Here is a 15,794-nt window from a genome sequence, read left to right as displayed (position 1 = left end):
ATGTAAAAAGCATGAGCGAAGTCAAAATCACACCGCTGGCCCGTCGTCTGGCGGAAGAAAACAGCATAGACTGGCGTCAAATTAAGGGCACCGGCCCCGATGGCACGGTGGTAGAGCGGGATATTCTGGCCTTTTTGGCCAAGGTTATGGCCGGCGAGGTCAACCTGCCACCCACCCCCGAGGAGGTGGCCCCTCCGACTGGCGCCATTCCGGATATGGCCCAGGCCCAGGCGGTTCTGCAGAAGGAAGGGGTTCAGCTCGACGACCTGGTGCCCTCGAGCCCCAGCGCCCCCCCACCACCGGAATCGGCCCTGCCCACCCTGGAAGACATCGAGTTCGACCTCGACCTCGAGCCCGCCCCTCCCCCCCCGGTACCCCCGGCCAGCGCGGCCTTCGAGGAAGCCCCCACCCTGGCCCCCGAGCCCGAGATCGTACCCAATTTCGAAGAGCCTGAGCCGCTTACAAGCACCGGGCCTCTTTCCACCCTCCAGTGGGAGGAGCCCGAGCCCCTGAGCCCGCTCCCCGAGGTCAACCCCGAGCTAGCCAGCCTACCCCCCCTGCCCAGTGAGCCCGACCTCGAGCCCCCCAGCAGCGCCAACAAGCTGATCTGGGAAACCCAGGAAGTCCTGACCGCCCCCGAGGTTCCTGCCCCTGCGCCCGAACCCTTGGCGCCCGGAATGAGCTTCACCAACACCCCCGAAGCTCCTTCGGCTGAGCCAGCGGTTCCACCTGCACCTGAGCACCAGGCCCCGGTCGAGGCAGCCGCAGCGCCCCTGACACCCCCCGCGGCTTCCATACCCACCCCTTTCGCTAACACCGGTCTAGGCGTGGGCCCCGCACCCAGCACCCAGATGCTGCGGGTTCAGGCCTGGCAGCGCCTGGTGGCGATTGGCCCCGCGCAAGAGGCCGCCCAAACCCTAAGCGAGGCCTGGCGTATGGAGGTGGGGCTGGATGCCCTGCTGTACCGGGCCGCCGACAAAGCCCTATCCGACACCCAGACCCCCCTGCGCCCCACCAAGGGTCACCTCGAGGGCAACGAGCTCAAAAGCCTGCGGGTGGCCCCCGCCCAGTCGCTGCGGGGCACCCTGGACTCGCTGCGCATGGCCTCCGATCCCGCCGAAGGGCTGGTGGTGCTCTCCCTGGCAAACAGCGCCTTCGACCAGGTCATCTTTCCTGGCCTCTCCACCCTCACCCTGGGCCGGGCCAGCGGCGGCCATGCTTTGCTCACACTCAGCGGTGATATGAGCTCTGAGCTGGCCGGCCAGCTTTTGGCGCGCGTGGCCTACTACCTCGAGCGCCCCATCCTGCTGGCCTAAACCCCCAGGCCAGTCAGTGCTTGGCAAAACTTGCAATAAAAACACCCGGCAGATAGCTCGATTAAGCTCGCTTTAAGATAACCCGTCCGCAACTAGGCACGGGGGGGGGCTTGTGCTAGGCTCGAGGTATGAGAAAAATACCCTGGCTTCTGCTTTTGCTGCCGCTGGTGCTCTCGAGCTGCATTTTAGTGGTCGATTTACCGGTATCTAACTTCCGCTTCGACAGCAACTGGCAGCGCAATACCGATCTTCGGTACGTTTTCTGTACCAACAAAACCACCTATATGCGCTATAAGTTCCGTGCACCAGACTCTTCGGTAATCTCCAGCATCCAAGAGGTTTATCAAGGCTATGCATCAGGCAATACCCTCACCCTCAACCGCCCCATTACCGACCTGACCCGTGATGGCAACGACCTGGTTTTTGTTGGCATCGTGAATTTTGGCCAAGGTCAAGTACCACAGAGCCTGCCCGCAGGCGTCAGCCAGCAATCCATCACCGTTACCCCCATCACACCTCCCCCCTCCATCACCGGTAAAACCACGGTCACGGTCACGGTCACGACCACCAGCGGCAGGCCGTACTCCGGCTCCTACACCTATGATGTCTACTCCAACTGCCCTTAGAAAGGAAGTTTGACCATGCTTCGCCCGCTTTTGCTTCTTTTGCTGGCTTTTGCCCTCTCCTCGTGCATCCTTCTGGTGGAAGAGGACGAGCCCCGGCGACCGGTACAGCCTGTTACGCCGGTCACCCCGGTACAGCCCAGCATTGTGACGCCCGGCCCCGGCAGCTTTACCTACCGTTGCAGTGGGGGCACGCTGGTGGTGAACTATCTCGACAGCAACAACCTGCGGCTTTTCTACGACGGCGCTTTTCAGAGCCTGAGCCTGGTGCGGCGCAGCCCGACCCTGCTGTTTAGCGGCGGGGCCTACACCTGGGAGTGGACGGGCAGTCGTGGCACCCTTACGGTGCGGGGCCAGGTGGTGCTGAGCAACTGCGCCCTATAAGGGGGTCAAATATGCGATACCTGCTTGGAATTCTAGCTTTATTGGGGCTGGCGCTGGGCCAGGCCCTTACACCCAAGAGCATCATTGTGAACCCCACCCCGCCCTCCGACCTGCAGGTGCGGGTCTGGGTAGACAAAGACCCCAACAAAACCGGCAACCCGGTTTATCAGTTTGGCGAGAACATCCAGATCTCGGTGCAGGTGACCCAGCCCGCTTTTGTGTACCTTTTCAGCGTGCGAGCCACCGGCGAGATCAGCGGGATTCTGCCCAACGCCTTCGAGCAGGAGAACTTCTTGCAGGCCGGCGAGGTGCGCACCTTCCCCGGCATTGGGGCCCCCTACACCTTTACAGTCGAAGGCCCGGCGGGGCAGGACAGGGTGCTGGCCGTAGCCAGCCGCCGCCCGCTGGATGTCTCGGAGATTGTGGACATCCAGACCGGGCGGGCCCGCATTCAGGGCGAGGGCAACCTGGCCCGCGCACTCTCGATTGTGGTCACACCCATTCCCGCTAACGACTGGGTGACCGACGAGGCCTATTACATCGCCGGGCAACTGCCCCCGCCCCCACCCCGCACCGGCACCCTATCGCTGAGCAGCAACCCCAGCGGGGCCCAGGCGCTCATCAACGGGCGCTTGGTGGGCAATACCCCCCTCAACCTCGAGCTGCTGCCGGGTACGTACAACCTCGAGCTCCGTCGCGGCGGCTACAACCCCCTGCGCACGGCCTTTACCATCCAGGCCGGACAGGTCACCCGGCTCAACCTGACGCTTGTGGCCACCCCACCGCCCACCGGCGTGCTGGCCGTGGACAGCAACCCCAGGGGGGCCCAGGTGCTGGTGGACGGCCGGGTGGTGGGCAACACCCCCCTCAACCTCACCCTCAACCCCGGTAGCTACACGGTGGAGCTGCGCCGCGGCGGGTTCAGCCCCTTCCGCACGCTGGTTACCATTCAGGCGGGCCGCACCACGCGCCTAACCGTCAACCTGGTCAGCATTGCGCCGCCCCCTCCGCCCGTCCAGCCGGTGCAACCCGTGCAACCCGTCCAGCCGGTACAGCCGGTGCGCCCGCCCTCGGGCTCCTTCACCTACACCTGCCAGGGCGGTACACTGGTGGTCAACTACATCAGCAGCAACCAGGTGCGTCTGTTCTACGACGGGGCCTTCCAGACCCTGCCCCTGGTGCGCGGCGGTGCGGAGCTGGTCTATTCCAACAACATCTACACCTGGGAGATTGGGCAGGTGGGCCGCCTGATCGTGCGGGGGCAGGTGGTGCTCTCCAACTGCCGTATTTAGTTTTTCGACGCCTCGAGCTGCCAAAGGGCTCGAGGCCTTCTTCTTTGCGGGTTAGTTTACAATCTTTATCATCTTTTATCTCATGATAAAGAGCTATGGACTGGCTCACACAACCCTGGCCCTGGTACGTGGCCGGCCCCCTAATTGGCCTGACCGTGCCCCTGCTGCTCATCATCGGCAACCGGCGCTTTGGCATCTCCTCCTCGCTGCGGCACGTGTGCGCGGCGCTGGGCAGCCGGCTGCCCTTCTTCCGGTACGACTGGCGGGCCGAAAGCTGGAACCTGGCCTTCGTGCTGGGCATCGTGCTGGGGGGGTTTGTGGCAGGGGTGCTCCTGACCAACCCCAACCCGGTGCAGCTTAATCCCCAGACCGCGGGGGCGCTTCAGCAGATGGGGGTCTCGGCGGATTCGGGCTTTCTGCCCAAAGAATTGTTCTCCTGGCAGGCGGTACTGAGTCCGGTGGGATTCTTGTTTTTGCTCCTGGGCGGCTTTTTGATTGGCTTTGGGGCCCGCTGGGCGGCGGGGTGCACCTCGGGCCACTCCATTACGGGGCTGGCCGCGCTGCAACTGCCCTCGCTGCTGGCCACCCTGGGCTTTTTTGCCGGTGGCCTGGTCGCGGCCCACTTCATCCTGCCCTGGGCCCTGGGCCTCCTGAGGTGAAATATGGCGCTCCCGATTCGTGACGAGTTCGAGCTGCACAACAAAGCCCGCACCCCTGGCGTGGCGGGCTTGCTGGCGTATCTGCCCTACCTGCTGGCTGGGGCTTTCTTTGGTTTTGTGGCGATCCGGAGCGAGATCGCCTCGTGGTACCGCATCTACGAGATGTTCCGCTTCGAGTCGTTTCACATGTACGGGGTGATCGGCAGCGCGGTGGTTACCGCGGCCCTTTCGCTCTGGCTTCTGCGGAAACTGGGGGTGAAAGCGCCGGACGGCGAGCCCCTGCGCGTGCGGCCCGCCGATCCGGGGCGCTACCGCTACCTGCTGGGCGGGGTGGTGTTTGGGCTGGGCTGGGGGCTGGTGGGGGCCTGCCCCGGCCCCATCTACGCGCTGTTGGGCAGCGGCTATGCCGGGGCGCTGGTAATTCTGCTGGGGGCGTTGCTGGGCACCTATGTGTATGGCCTGGTGCAGCGCCACCTGCCGCACTAAAGGCGCTGCTCCCAAAGCGCCAGGGCTTGCTCGAGGTAAACCCGTTCCTGCTGCACCTGCTTTACCGGGGGCAGGCTGGCTAGATGCTGCTGCTTCTCCTGGAGTTCGGCCCATAGCAGGGGATGCCGGGCCTTGAGCAGCAGCGGCCCATAGCGCAGGGCGGCCTCGAGCGGCAGCCCCCGGTAGGCCGTGCAGGGCCCCCGCACCAGGGTGAGGATGCTGTAGCGCCAGAAGCCCTGCACCATCTGTTCGTTGACCAGGGCGTAGCCGGCCTCCAGCGCCCAGCGGCGCAGGGGCAGGGCGCTGTCGTTGGGCTGGAGCACCAGGCGGGGCGGCAGCCGCTCGGGGTGGGCCGAGAGGATTTTGACCATCAGCCGGGCCCCCATCCCGCACAGGCTCAGTGAGTCGGCCTCACCCGGTGCCAGAGGCCCCAGTCCATCGCCCAGCCGCACCTCCGCGCAGAGGCCCTCCAGGGCCCGCCTCGAGTTCTCCCAGGGCCCCCTGTGCTTCTCCACCACTATCACCCGCTGCACCCGCCCGCTCAGGAGCAGGTGGCGCGGCAGCAGGGCGTGGTCGGCCCCGATGTCGGCGTGGGTGGGGGCGCTTATTTCCTGGGCGACAGCCTCCAGGCGGGGCTCGAGTTTAGCGGTAAATCCAGGCATAGGCCACCAGCAACGTTATCAGCGTGAGCGGCAGGCCAAAGCGCAGGTGCTCCCCAAAACTCAAGCGGTAGCCCTCGCGCCGGGCCGCCTCGGCCACAATCAGGTTGGCCACCGAACCCAACAGGGTCAGGTTGCCCGCCAGGGTGGAGGCCGCCGCCAGCAGCAGCCAGCCCTGGGTATCCCCCGCCGGAATCAAGGGGTACAGCAGCAGCACCGCCGGCACGTTGGAGATCAGGTTGGAGAGCAGCACCGTCACCCCCGCCAGGCCAGGGGCGGTGGCAGCCAGGGGTTCCAGCAGGGTAAGGATGCCCAGCTTCTTGACCGCAGCCGTGACCATGAACAACCCGGAGAACATCACCAAAAGCTCCCAGTCCACCCGCATAAAAAAGCGCTCGGAGCGGATGCGGCGGCTCCACAGCAACAGCCCCGCGGCGATCAGGGCGGCCTGGGCCAGCGGGTAGCCCAGCACAAAGGCGGCCAGCAGGGCCAGGGTAATCCAGGCCCCTTTGAACAAAAGCGCCCGGTTGAAGCGGAAGCGCAAGGGCGGCAAGGGTGGCAGGGGGGCCCTCGAGCGCACCGCCGGATACAGCGCGTACAAAAGCCCCACCTGCACCGCCAGCCCCACCAGGGCCACCGGGGTCAGGGCTGCGGCAAAGTCCAGGTAGGTAATCCTGGACAGGCTTCCCACCACGATGTTCTGGGGGTTGCCAGTGAGGGTGGCCACGCTGCCCAGGTTGGTGGCCCCGGCCAGGGCCAGCAGGTAGGGTACGGGCGGCAGCCCCAGGGTGCGGGTGAGGGCCAGCACCAGCGGGGTGAAGAGAATGGCGATGGTGTCGTTGAGGAACAGCGCCGACAGCAGGCCGGTACCAAAGGTGAGCCAGACCAAAAGGCCCAGCGGCGAGCGGGCCAGGTGCACCAGCCCATTCAGCGTAAGCTGGAAAAAACCCGCATAGGCCAGGTGGGCATTGAGCACCATCACCCCAAACAAAAACCCCAGGGTATGGGGCTCGAGGGCCCGCCAGGCCTCCTCGAAGTTGAGCACGCCCAGCACAATCAGAAAAGCCGCCCCGGTAAGGGCGATGGCCGCCCGGTTCATGCGGTAGCCGGGCCAGTAGCCCAGGCCCAGGCCCAGGTAGGTCAGACCCAGCACCAGATAGGCGAGCAACTCCACCGCGTTCACTCAAACCCCCATCCGATTTTCTCATAGGCCTGGGCGCTGGGGGCAGGCTGCAAGGGTACAGGGAGCCCCTGGTCAGAGGCCCCCCACACCCAAAGCCGTGTCATGCGCATTTCGGTAGTATCGGTCACTTTGACAAGCCTAAACGATACTACCGAAAGGCTTTTCTACTCCCTTCGGTCGGCTTGAATCCTTCACCTCTGACTGCGCATGACGGTGAAGGATTCAAGCGGAAACGGTATCAAACCTTTTCGATACACTGCTCAGCCGCCTGCAACACCTGTAGCAGGGCCTGGGCCTGCTCTAGCCGCTCAATGAAGTAGCTCGAGCCGGTCTCACTCAGGGCTTCGTACTCACCGCGCTCAGCGTCCACCCGCACCGCCACCACCCGCCGGGTCTGGATGAAAATCTCGGCCCAGGGAAGGTATTCTTCAACTCTGCTCATACTCAACCAAAAATAACCAAGAAAAACCGAAGACCATGTCGAAATTCGACAAAAAAATGGCCTCGAGCGTTTCTTAGACTTCTCAGTCTAAGACCTTATTGGTTTGTCAGCGCAGGGCTTGGGGGCGGCGCGCTACCGGGCGCTCAGCCAGACCGGGCTTTGAGGCCAGAGCTGCGCCAGCAGCTTCCGCAGGCCCACCAGGCTACCGGCCATCACCAGCGTCAAAATCAGCCAGACCGAGATCACCTCACCCAAAGCGGGCGAATCGGTGCGCCAGAAACGGGGCTTTCGTACCAGTTGAGCAGCCACAAAAGCTGCAAATACCGTGAATAGGAACCAAATAAAACCGAACATATTACGCCCAGGTTAGCACCCCGGCCCGCCCGGGCCTGTGCAAAAATACCAGGGGAAGTTGGGGCCATGAAGGACGCTAGTCTGCCCATCTATACCGTTCTGCCTGCCTTGCGAAAAGCCCTGGGCACGCACCGCACGGTCGTCCTGCAAGCCCCGCCCGGCGCGGGCAAGAGCACGCTGCTGCCGCTGGAACTGCTGAAGGAGCCCTGGCTCGAGGGCCAGAAGATCTGGATGCTACAGCCCCGCCGCCTGGCCGCCCGCAACGTGGCGGCGCGCATGGCCGACCTGCTGGGGGAGCCGGTGGGCCAGACCGTGGGCTACCAGGTGCGCTTCGAGCGCCGGGTGGGGCCCGCCACCCGCATCGAGGTGCTCACCGAGGGCATCCTGACCCGCCGGCTACAGCAAGACCCCGGCCTGGAAGGGGTGGGGCTGATCCTCTTCGACGAGTTCCACGAGCGCAGCCTCCAGGCCGATCTGGGGCTGGTGCTGTGCCGCGAGGTGCAGCAGGCCCTGCGCCCGGATCTGCGCCTCTTGCTGATGTCGGCCACCCTGGACGCAGAGGGGCTGGGCGCGTTTTTGCAAGCCCCCGTCCTGACGGCGGAAGGGCGGCAGTACCCGGTAGAGATTCGCTACCTGCCCAAAGACCCCGAGGGCCCCCTGCCGGGGGTGGTGGCCGGTGCGGTCTCGCGGGCTTTGGCCGAGCAGGCGGGCGATGTGCTGGTCTTTCTGCCGGGGGTGGGCGAGATTACCCGGGTGGAGCGGCTGCTGACGGAACGGCATCCCGAAATTAAAATCACCCCGCTCTACGGCGACCTGCCGCTGGCCGCCCAGCAGGCCGCCATCCTGCCCGACCCGGCGCGCCGCAAGGTGGTGCTGGCGACCTCCATTGCCGAGACCAGCCTGACCATCGAGGGCATCCGGGTGGTGGTGGACTCGGGGTACTCGAGGCTGCCCCGCTTCGAGGCCCGAAGCGGCCTCACCCGTCTGGTCACCGTGCGGGTCACCCGCGACGCCGCCCAGCAGCGGGCCGGGCGGGCCGGGCGCCTGGGGCCGGGGGTCTGCTACCGCCTGTGGAGCCCGGCCACCGATGCACAGCTCCTGCCCCAGCGCCGGCCGGAGATTCTGGAAGCCGATCTGGCCTCGCTGGTGCTCGAGCTGGCCCGCTGGGGGGTGCAGGATCCTTTCGCCCTGGACTGGGTCACACCACCCCCCGCCGGGGCCCTCCGGCAGGCCCGCGATCTGCTCGAGGCCCTGGGGGCGCTGGAAGGCCCCACCCTGACCGAGCGGGGCAAGGCCCTGCTCGAGTGGCCCACCCACCCCCGGCTGGCCCATTTGCTGCTGGAAGGCCTGGCTTTGGGGCAGGGCGCCCTCGCCACTGACCTGGCGGCGCTGCTGGAGGAGCGCGACCCCCTGCCCCGCGAAACTGGGGCCGACCTGGGCCTGCGCATCGAAGCCCTGCGGCACTGGCGCCAGACCCGGCAGGCTTTGCACAGCGCCGAGACCGGTGTGCTGTCCCGGGTGGAGCGCCTCAGCCAGGAGTGGCGCAAACGGCTGGGGGTGACGGCCGACAACCGCCCCCCCGAGCCGCACATGGTGGGCCTGCTGGTGGCCCAGGCCTACCCCGACCGCCTGGCCCACCTGCGCGAAGGCGACCGCCTGCGCTACCGGCTCTCGGGGGGGCGCGGGGTGCGGCTGGGCGAGGACGACCCCCTGGCCGGCACCCCCTGGCTGGCCGTAGCCCATCTGGACGCCGGTCAGGAGGAAGGGCGCATCTTTCTGGCAGCGCCGGTCGAACCCGAGCACCTGGCCCCCCGGGCCCGTCCCGTGGAGCATATCGCCTGGGATGCCCGCAACGGGGTTCTGCTGGCCCAGCGAGAGCTGCGGATTGGGGAGGTGGTGCTATCCAAAGAGCCCCTGGCCCGCCTCGAGCCCGCCAGGCGCCGCGAGGTGCTGTGCCGGGCAGTTCGCAGCGAGGGTTTGGGGCTTCTGCCCTGGACGGAAGCGCTGCGCCAGTGGCAGGCCCGCGTGCTGAGCCTGCGCAGTTGGCGGCCCCAGGAAGGCTGGCCCGACGTCTCCGATGCCCACCTGCTGGAGACCCTCGAGGACTGGTTGGCCCCCTGGCTGGACGGGGTCTCGCGCCGCGAGGACTTTGGCCGGCTCGAGCTCCAAAGCCTGCTGGGCGGGCTTTTACCCTGGCCGCTCCCAGCCCGCCTGGAGGCCCTGGCTCCCACGCGGCTCGAGGTGCCCAGCGGCTCCAAAATCAAGCTCACCTACAGCCCCGATGGCAGCCCGCCGGTACTGGCGGTCAAGCTGCAGGAGCTCTTTGGCCTGGCCGATACCCCCACCGTCAACGAGGGCCGCACCCCGGTTTTGCTGCACCTGCTCTCCCCCGCCGGGCGGCCCATCCAGGTAACCCAGGATCTCAAGAGCTTCTGGAACAACACCTACCCCGAGGTGCGCAAGGAGTTGCGCGGGCGCTACAGCAAGCACCCCTGGCCCGAAGACCCCTGGAATGCCGAACCCACCCGGAAAACCAAGCCGCGGTGAAAACGCCTACGACTCAGCGGGCTCTGGCTTCAAATACCCCCCACGCACCGTCGCTCCAACCACCATGGCGGCCGCCACCAGCACCAGGTTTTTGATGATGTACTGCCCCTCTAAAGTGGGCGCGTAGGGAAAACGGGTAAACACTTCCGCCGGAAAGAAGAAAATCGGCAAGAGCGTGCCCAGCATCTGCAAAGCCATAAGCAGCAGGGTAGCTCGCATCACAAAACTGTGCGGTTGCGCAAAGATCAGTCCAAGACCGATCAGGCTTTCCCACGCAGCCAGTATCAGAAGCCCCCAGGCAGGTGGAACCAACCCGAAAGAGAGCACCTCGATGGTGCGCCCCGCAAGATCTTGAGCCGGGCTGAGCCCCGGGAAAAATTTCAGCAGGCCAAACCAAAGGAAAACCAACCCCAGGCTCACCCGCAGCACACCCAGGCTGTTGCGGGCTAAAAAGAAGGTAATTCTGCGGTCAAGGCGGTCGAACAGGCGGGGTGTTCGCTGCAGCCTCTCCATGACCCTAAGATGCCATGGGTTGTCTGGACTTTTGTCCCGAACGTGGGCCGCCTCAAAAATTTGCTACCCTAGACTAGAAGCATGAACGATAAGAAACTCAACCCGCTGCGCCTGGTGCTGCTGACCGTGCTAATCGGGTACTTCGCCTTCCTCTTCACCCGGCCCCAACCCGAAGAACCCCTGGTGACCCAAGCGCCTGCACCCGCCACCACCCCAGCACCCACCGCCACCCCTACCAACTGCCTGGGCCAGATCACCCAGGTAGCGCAGGGCGCCAACGAAATTCGCCTGACCATCACCGGCTCGGCAGAACGCATCCTGGTCTACACCGACCAGGGCAACATCACCGCCGCCACCCCGGAGGTGGGCAGCGGTGGTGAGTACCGCATCCGCACCCCTGGCCCAGCCACCGCCGTGCAGCTCGACGACTGCCCGGTGCTCAACCTGAGGTAAGCGCATGGAAGACATACGCAAAGGACGCCCTTCACGCCGCCTGCTCGACCTGGCCTCTCGCAAGCGCGAGCCCGTTCCGCTAGAAAGCCAACCCCTAGAAATGCTGCTCTACGCCCTTTTCGGGAATCTCCAGGCCGCCCGTTCCATCGGCCAGGCTCTTGGGGGCGACATCCGCAACATCCACGGCTGGGACATCCGCGACCTGGAATCCCTACCCGGCGTGGGTAGGGGGGTTATTGGCAAGCTGGCAGCGCTGGTGGAAATAGTACGTCGGCTACACCAAAAGAAAGCGACCTAAGCCTGGGCCGCTTTGCACCGGCAGGTGGGCAAGCCCACCTGCACCGTCGTTTTGCACCTCCGCTCTGCGCTTGATTCTGCAGCGCAACCGGGCAAGCCTGAAAGCATGGCTTTTCAACGCGTGCCTGTAAATTCAGACAAGCCACTTGGGCCGGGCACCTATGAGATCGTATTAGCCCACCAAAGTGGCGATATTTCGCGGGTAACCCGATCCGACCTAGAACGAGCGCTGCAAGCAAAATACGGCTCGAGTATAAAAGTGTTGGACTGGGGTAAAAAAGGCAGCGACCTGGTGATCCGGCTCCAGGTAACCGCCACCCCCACCGCCTCCACCTCGGGGGCCCAGGATCCGTGGGCCATAACCCCGGCCTTAAGCTGGTATACCCCGGATGACCTGATCCAGCCCGCCTTCCTTCCCGCGCTGCCAGCCATTTTCACCGCAGCAGCGGTCATAGCGATTCTGTATCTAACCTGGCGCATCGTAGCCACCATCAAAGAGACCGTGCAGCTCGTGCCCGAGCCGGCCCGCTCGGTAGCGGTCACTGGCTCCGGCGTGGGCCTAGCCGCCCTGGGCATAGGCGTTCTGGCCCTGGCGGTTTGGCCCAGAGGCAGGAGGTAAACCATGACCCTAAGGCTGCCAGAACCACTGTTGGCAGAACCGGTGGAGATGCCAGCTTTGCAACCCGAAGCGCCCCGCCAGGTGGAGGCCGTTCCCCTGGGGCCAGACGAACTCGATCCCGTTGTGACCCAGGCAGTGGAATCACAGCCCGAGGTATCCATGCCAAAAACAGCGGCGGTTGAAAACGAAAACCCTTCGGAAAAGGTTTCCAAAGAAAAAGCCGAGCCTGCCAACCCCAAACCTACTCCCAAATCTGTTCAGGGGTACGCCGTGGCCGTTCTGGGTGCGGTGCTGGTAGTGGCTGCGGCAGTCCTGGGTATGAAAGGAGGCACCGGTGCAACAACCCCCTGTGGGAACTGCGGCGGAAACAGAACCGGCGGTTCTGCGGTTTCCGGATCCGGCCCCATCATCTACTGACGAAGGCTTCCAGAACATAGAAGACAACCAGGGGGAGGCCTCTTTTTCCGACCTTCCCCCCGAACCCCCATCCATCGAACCCTTTACCGGGGCCGATCTGGTTCAGGGGGCTACCTGGATGCTAATCCTGGGGCTGAGGCTGCAAACCCAGGAAGAAGTGGAAGCCTTCACCCGGGCTTTTCAGGGGGGCGTACTCCCCATGCTCCCTCCCGCACCAGTGCTGGACGCGCTCAAGGTGGGGGAGGCCCTGGCCGCCTACGGCATCGGCAAGAACCGCCTGCCGCTGCAAGGGGGCGTGGAGCATCTGCCCCCCTGGCTGCGCATCCTGCTGGGGGCGGGGGTGATGGCCATGAGCGTCTACGGAGGTATGCGTGCAGTTCAGGAAATACGGGCTCGGAGTGCTCCTAATCCTCCTGCTGGGGGTAGTGCTGATGAACCAGCCCAGGCCTAGAAAAAGTGCATATCTGGTTTTAGACCCTGGGCACGGTGGGCGCGACCCTGGGGCGGTGGATCCCAATTCGGGAACCCGCGAAAGCGATCTCAACCTGGCGCAGGCCCTCACCCTCAAGGAGTACCTGGTGGCCCTGGGCTACACGGTGGGCTTCACCCGCACCACAGACGTGTTTGTGCCGCTGGCCGAGAGAACCCGCATGGCCCAGGCGCAGGGAGCCCGGGTTTTTGTCAGTGTGCACCACGACACCCCCACCGCTCCGGGCCCTGGGGTGTACTATTCCGCGCATCCGCTATCCCGGAGCCTGGCTGAACGGATTGCCGCAGTTCTGAGAGGGGCATGGGTTCGCCCTTCATCTGCCAGTCGGTTTGGCCGGCTCTACATTGACGACTTTCCAGGCCCGGCGGTGCTGGTGGAGTTTGGCCCCACGCGCCCTGTTTCGCGGGAAGAGCGGATTGCACGGGCTCAAGCCGTCGCGTCTCCTATAGCGTCCTACGTGCAGGAGGTAGTGGTGTGAATTTTGATGCCATCAAAAACAACGCCTTCCCCATCGCCGTGCTGGCCGGTAGCCTCTACCTGGGCCTGGGCCGCCTAAAGAACCTGCGCGAAGGGCAGGGCTGCCCCAAGTGCGAGACCGCCCAGGCCGTGGTCGCCTTCGCCCTGGCCGCCTGGGCAGGGTGGGAACTGTGGCAGCAATACCAGGTGTGATAGGCTGGGAGTATGAAGCGTTCAACCCTCAAAACGCCCAAACCAAAAACAATTGGCCCTAACCCAGATTCTTGGGCAAATGATTTTGTTGTCGTTGAACCTGCTAACCCACAAAAAAGGCCTCTGCCCCCTCAAGTCAAACTGAAAGGCAAAAAAGGCTCGCTTGAGTATGTCAAAGAACAACGACGTTGAGCTTGTTGTCTTCGATACAGGTGCGCTAATCCAAATACACACTCAGGAACGCTTCAGTCACTTGGCTTTATCGCTTTACCAAGAAGCCAAATACATTGGAATTTGTAATCTGGTTGTGCCTGAGATAGCTGGTGCAACAGGAGCCATGGTTCGAAACAAAAGCCTGAGTAAGCTTGATAGAAAAAAAATACAATCTTTCTTGCTAGATAACCTGGAAAACTGGCTAGTACTTCCAGTCTCGAGAACGGTTTGTAAAAAAGCTTTTGACCTATGCCAAAATCACCCCCTCAAAGGGGCAGATGCCGTACACCTGGCCGCCACCTTAGCTATGCAAACTTTCCGCAAGCTGCGGTTTTTTACTTTGGACAAAACCCTTTATCAAGCCGCAAAAAAAGAAAAAGTCCAGGTTGTAGCCATTCCGGAGTTTGAGCGTGGCCGGTAGACAGACCTTCCGCATCCTCATCGTGGGCAAGTCGGGGTCGGGGAAGTCCACCCTGGCCCGTCAAATCCTGCTTCGCATGGTGGGGCGCTTCCGAAAGCTGGTCATCGTCAACCGCAAAACGGAGTTCTCCGACCTTTGCGAGGCCCGCTTCCGGGTAAAGGAAGAAGGCGATCCAAGCCGGGCCCTGCGGCGTCACAGCAGGGTCTTCTTCCACGTCACGGGCTACGACCCGCGCGCTTTCCTGGATGCCCTGGGAGCGGAGATCATGCGCCAGCGGGATGTTTTGTTGCTGGTGGACGAGGCCTACCACTTCTTCCCCCGGGGGGCGGTGCCCAAGGGACTGTTTGAGGTGCTCACCGGGGGGCGCGAGGCCGGGCACAACGCCATCTTCGTGACCCAGATGCTCCAGGGCCTCACCGGGGGGATAGACCCCGGCGTGCGCAAGCAGGCCTCCCACCTGGTCACCTTCCGGGTCACCGAGCCCAACGACGTGCGGGCAGTTTCCGAGCACTTCCCCGAGCTGGGCGAGCGGGTGCGCACCCTGGCCCGCCCGGACGACGGCCTGCCCCCGGAGTACGGTGTAAAGAACCTGGATCGGGAAGAGGGGGGCCTGGTGCTGCGCAACCCCCAAAACCCCCGGCGCAGGATGTGGGTGCGTTTGTAGAGCCAGACGCAACAAGTACACCCCGGCAGGTCAAAGCAGCCTGCCGGGGTGTACTTTAGGGCCGCTTTGACCTGCCGCTTTGCACCTTCCCCTTGCGCTTGCTTTTCAGGCCAGCGGCTGCCCACGCTGGTATCGGTAAGGAGGAGTAATGGCGGAACAGGCGGCGATTCAAGCGGGCCGGGACATGCAAAAGCTAGCCAGCACCTCCAACCCCCTGGAGGTGGTGCAGAACCCAATTGTGGTCGCCACCTCCCTGGGCGTGTTGGGGGCCTATATGGCCCGCAAAACCATCTACACCAGTCGGCGTGACCTGTTTGGCTGGGCCGCTAAGGGCCCGGACGGCAAGGTGCGCTACTACAAGGTGGGCAGCGACGGAAAGCCCACCACCACGGAAGTGCCCAACGCCTACACCAATCGGCTGCTGCTGAACCTGGGCGGCGTTCTACTCGGAACCCTGCTCATCAACAACAAGCTGACCGATGACCCCATGGTGGACTACATCGGTCTGGGAGTCGCGGCAGGGTCGTTTGCAAATTTGGTCATGACCCTGCTGGCCATTGACTAGTGATTAGGAGGAAACATGCAGGAGGCTTTTAACCGCATCAAAACCATTCGGCCCAGCGCCCGCCCCATCACCCTGATCAAGGGCGGCCCGGATTACCGCGACTACACCGGCAGGCAGCGGGTGAAGGTGGCGGAGTTCGTGGTGCCCCAGGGGGCTTCGTGGGTTATCGCCAACCCCCTGCCCGTGGTGCTGAAGCTCTACGATACGGGTGGCAACCAGCTCCCCCACGACACCGACGTTTTCCTGGCCCGCAAGACCCGTGGCTTCGATGCGCCGGAGTTCCTGGGCAAAATCCAGTACGCCGGGTACTACGACCTGAGCGAGGCGCAACAGCGCGATGCGAAGTACTACCAGAACATCCTCGCCACCCTGAGCCCGGCCAAGGGCGGGGTAACCCCCCAGGGCTTTGCCTTCCGGGAGGGGGACATTCTGGAAGTTTACGTGGAATCCAGCGCGACGCCTGCCCTGGCCGACGCCCGTACCCGGATCGAACTGCCGGTGGGCGTGGACAACTCCACTATCTAGGCA

The 15,794-nt window shown here is 64.1% G+C and carries 23 protein-coding genes; 18 read left to right on the top strand and 5 right to left on the bottom strand.

Annotated features, from left to right (window positions below; genetic code table 11):
* Positions 1-11 precede the first annotated feature (11 nt).
* From MRUB_RS00550 to MRUB_RS00525, 6 genes are all read left to right on the top strand, one after another.
* Positions 12-1,316, top strand: coding sequence for an E3 binding domain-containing protein (locus MRUB_RS00550; RefSeq protein WP_013012408.1), 1,305 nt, complete (start codon positions 12-14; stop codon positions 1,314-1,316).
* A gap of 128 nt (positions 1,317-1,444) precedes the next feature.
* A complete protein-coding gene (locus MRUB_RS00545; RefSeq protein ID WP_013012407.1) occupies positions 1,445-1,942 on the top strand; it encodes a hypothetical protein in 498 nt (165 codons plus the stop codon).
* Positions 1,943-1,957: 15 nt separating this feature from the next.
* On the top strand, positions 1,958-2,323 hold the full coding sequence (locus MRUB_RS00540; RefSeq protein WP_013012406.1) for a hypothetical protein: 366 nt from the start codon (positions 1,958-1,960) through the stop codon (positions 2,321-2,323).
* Positions 2,324-2,334: 11 nt separating this feature from the next.
* Entirely contained in the window at positions 2,335-3,615 is a 1,281-nt protein-coding gene (locus MRUB_RS00535; protein WP_013012405.1) for a PEGA domain-containing protein, read from the top strand.
* 95 nt (positions 3,616-3,710) lie between these two features.
* Entirely contained in the window at positions 3,711-4,274 is a 564-nt protein-coding gene (locus MRUB_RS00530) for a YeeE/YedE family protein (RefSeq protein ID WP_013012404.1), read from the top strand.
* 3 nt (positions 4,275-4,277) lie between these two features.
* On the top strand, positions 4,278-4,760 hold the full coding sequence (locus MRUB_RS00525; RefSeq protein WP_013012403.1) for a DUF6691 family protein: 483 nt from the start codon (positions 4,278-4,280) through the stop codon (positions 4,758-4,760).
* Here the strand turns inward: MRUB_RS00525 and MRUB_RS00520 are convergent.
* The 4 genes from MRUB_RS00520 to MRUB_RS00505 form a co-directional block, all read right to left on the bottom strand.
* Positions 4,757-5,422: a tRNA (adenine(22)-N(1))-methyltransferase gene (locus tag MRUB_RS00520; RefSeq protein ID WP_013012402.1), complete on the bottom strand. Its 666-nt coding sequence runs from the start codon at positions 5,420-5,422 to the stop codon at positions 4,757-4,759. The genes MRUB_RS00525 and MRUB_RS00520 overlap by 4 nt on opposite strands.
* Positions 5,403-6,593 carry an anion transporter gene (locus MRUB_RS00515; RefSeq protein WP_013012401.1) on the bottom strand — a complete coding sequence of 397 codons (1,191 nt, stop codon included), beginning with the start codon at positions 6,591-6,593 and terminating at the stop codon, positions 5,403-5,405. Before MRUB_RS00515 ends, MRUB_RS00520 begins: the two co-directional genes overlap by 20 nt.
* Before the next feature lie 247 nt (positions 6,594-6,840).
* Entirely contained in the window at positions 6,841-7,044 is a 204-nt protein-coding gene (locus tag MRUB_RS00510; protein WP_013012400.1) for a hypothetical protein, read from the bottom strand.
* 132 nt (positions 7,045-7,176) lie between these two features.
* Positions 7,177-7,398, bottom strand: coding sequence for a hypothetical protein (locus MRUB_RS00505; RefSeq protein WP_013012399.1), 222 nt, complete (start codon positions 7,396-7,398; stop codon positions 7,177-7,179).
* Positions 7,399-7,464: 66 nt separating this feature from the next.
* On the opposite strand from MRUB_RS00505, the gene hrpB reads away from it, so the two are divergent.
* Positions 7,465-9,945: an ATP-dependent helicase HrpB gene (hrpB, locus tag MRUB_RS00500; RefSeq protein WP_013012398.1), complete on the top strand. Its 2,481-nt coding sequence runs from the start codon at positions 7,465-7,467 to the stop codon at positions 9,943-9,945.
* A 6-nt stretch (positions 9,946-9,951) separates the two neighbouring features.
* Here hrpB and MRUB_RS00495 read toward each other — a convergent pair whose 3' ends face one another.
* Positions 9,952-10,458: a hypothetical protein gene (locus MRUB_RS00495; protein WP_013012397.1), complete on the bottom strand. Its 507-nt coding sequence runs from the start codon at positions 10,456-10,458 to the stop codon at positions 9,952-9,954.
* Between the two features lie 81 nt (positions 10,459-10,539).
* On the opposite strand from MRUB_RS00495, the gene MRUB_RS00490 reads away from it, so the two are divergent.
* The 11 genes from MRUB_RS00490 (at position 10,540) to MRUB_RS00440 (ending at position 15,791) form a co-directional block, all read left to right on the top strand.
* Positions 10,540-10,911 (top strand): hypothetical protein, encoded by a 372-nt coding sequence (locus tag MRUB_RS00490; protein WP_013012396.1) that lies wholly within the window; start codon positions 10,540-10,542, stop codon positions 10,909-10,911.
* Positions 10,912-10,915: 4 nt separating this feature from the next.
* Positions 10,916-11,209 (top strand): hypothetical protein, encoded by a 294-nt coding sequence (locus MRUB_RS00485; RefSeq protein ID WP_013012395.1) that lies wholly within the window; start codon positions 10,916-10,918, stop codon positions 11,207-11,209.
* 258 nt (positions 11,210-11,467) lie between these two features.
* On the top strand, positions 11,468-11,827 hold the full coding sequence (locus MRUB_RS00480; RefSeq protein WP_015586244.1) for a hypothetical protein: 360 nt from the start codon (positions 11,468-11,470) through the stop codon (positions 11,825-11,827).
* A 334-nt stretch (positions 11,828-12,161) separates the two neighbouring features.
* A complete protein-coding gene (locus MRUB_RS00470) occupies positions 12,162-12,695 on the top strand; it encodes a hypothetical protein (RefSeq protein ID WP_015586243.1) in 534 nt (177 codons plus the stop codon).
* Positions 12,676-13,212 (top strand): N-acetylmuramoyl-L-alanine amidase, encoded by a 537-nt coding sequence (locus tag MRUB_RS00465; protein ID WP_015586242.1) that lies wholly within the window; start codon positions 12,676-12,678, stop codon positions 13,210-13,212. Before MRUB_RS00470 ends, MRUB_RS00465 begins: the two co-directional genes overlap by 20 nt.
* Complete coding sequence (locus tag MRUB_RS00460) at positions 13,209-13,403, top strand: hypothetical protein (protein ID WP_013012390.1); 195 nt, start codon at positions 13,209-13,211, stop codon at positions 13,401-13,403. The genes MRUB_RS00465 and MRUB_RS00460 overlap by 4 nt, the downstream gene beginning before the upstream one ends.
* Before the next feature lie 12 nt (positions 13,404-13,415).
* Entirely contained in the window at positions 13,416-13,595 is a 180-nt protein-coding gene (locus MRUB_RS15695) for a hypothetical protein (protein WP_157413552.1), read from the top strand.
* Positions 13,573-14,037: a type II toxin-antitoxin system VapC family toxin gene (locus MRUB_RS15450; protein WP_081439931.1), complete on the top strand. Its 465-nt coding sequence runs from the start codon at positions 13,573-13,575 to the stop codon at positions 14,035-14,037. The genes MRUB_RS15695 and MRUB_RS15450 overlap by 23 nt, the downstream gene beginning before the upstream one ends.
* The gene (locus MRUB_RS00450; protein ID WP_013012389.1) at positions 14,027-14,701 is read left to right on the top strand and encodes an AAA family ATPase; all 675 of its coding nucleotides are present in this window, start codon (positions 14,027-14,029) and stop codon (positions 14,699-14,701) included. The genes MRUB_RS15450 and MRUB_RS00450 overlap by 11 nt, the downstream gene beginning before the upstream one ends.
* 148 nt (positions 14,702-14,849) lie before the next feature.
* Entirely contained in the window at positions 14,850-15,266 is a 417-nt protein-coding gene (locus MRUB_RS00445) for a hypothetical protein (protein ID WP_013012388.1), read from the top strand.
* A gap of 15 nt (positions 15,267-15,281) precedes the next feature.
* Positions 15,282-15,791, top strand: coding sequence for a hypothetical protein (locus MRUB_RS00440; RefSeq protein ID WP_013012387.1), 510 nt, complete (start codon positions 15,282-15,284; stop codon positions 15,789-15,791).
* Positions 15,792-15,794: the final 3 nt, after the last annotated feature.

The sequence above is a fragment of the Meiothermus ruber DSM 1279 genome (assembly GCF_000024425.1).
Taxonomy (GTDB): Bacteria; Deinococcota; Deinococci; order Deinococcales; family Thermaceae; genus Meiothermus; species Meiothermus ruber.
Note: the sequence above shows the minus strand (reverse complement) of the source record. Positions and strands in the feature narration are given on the sequence as shown.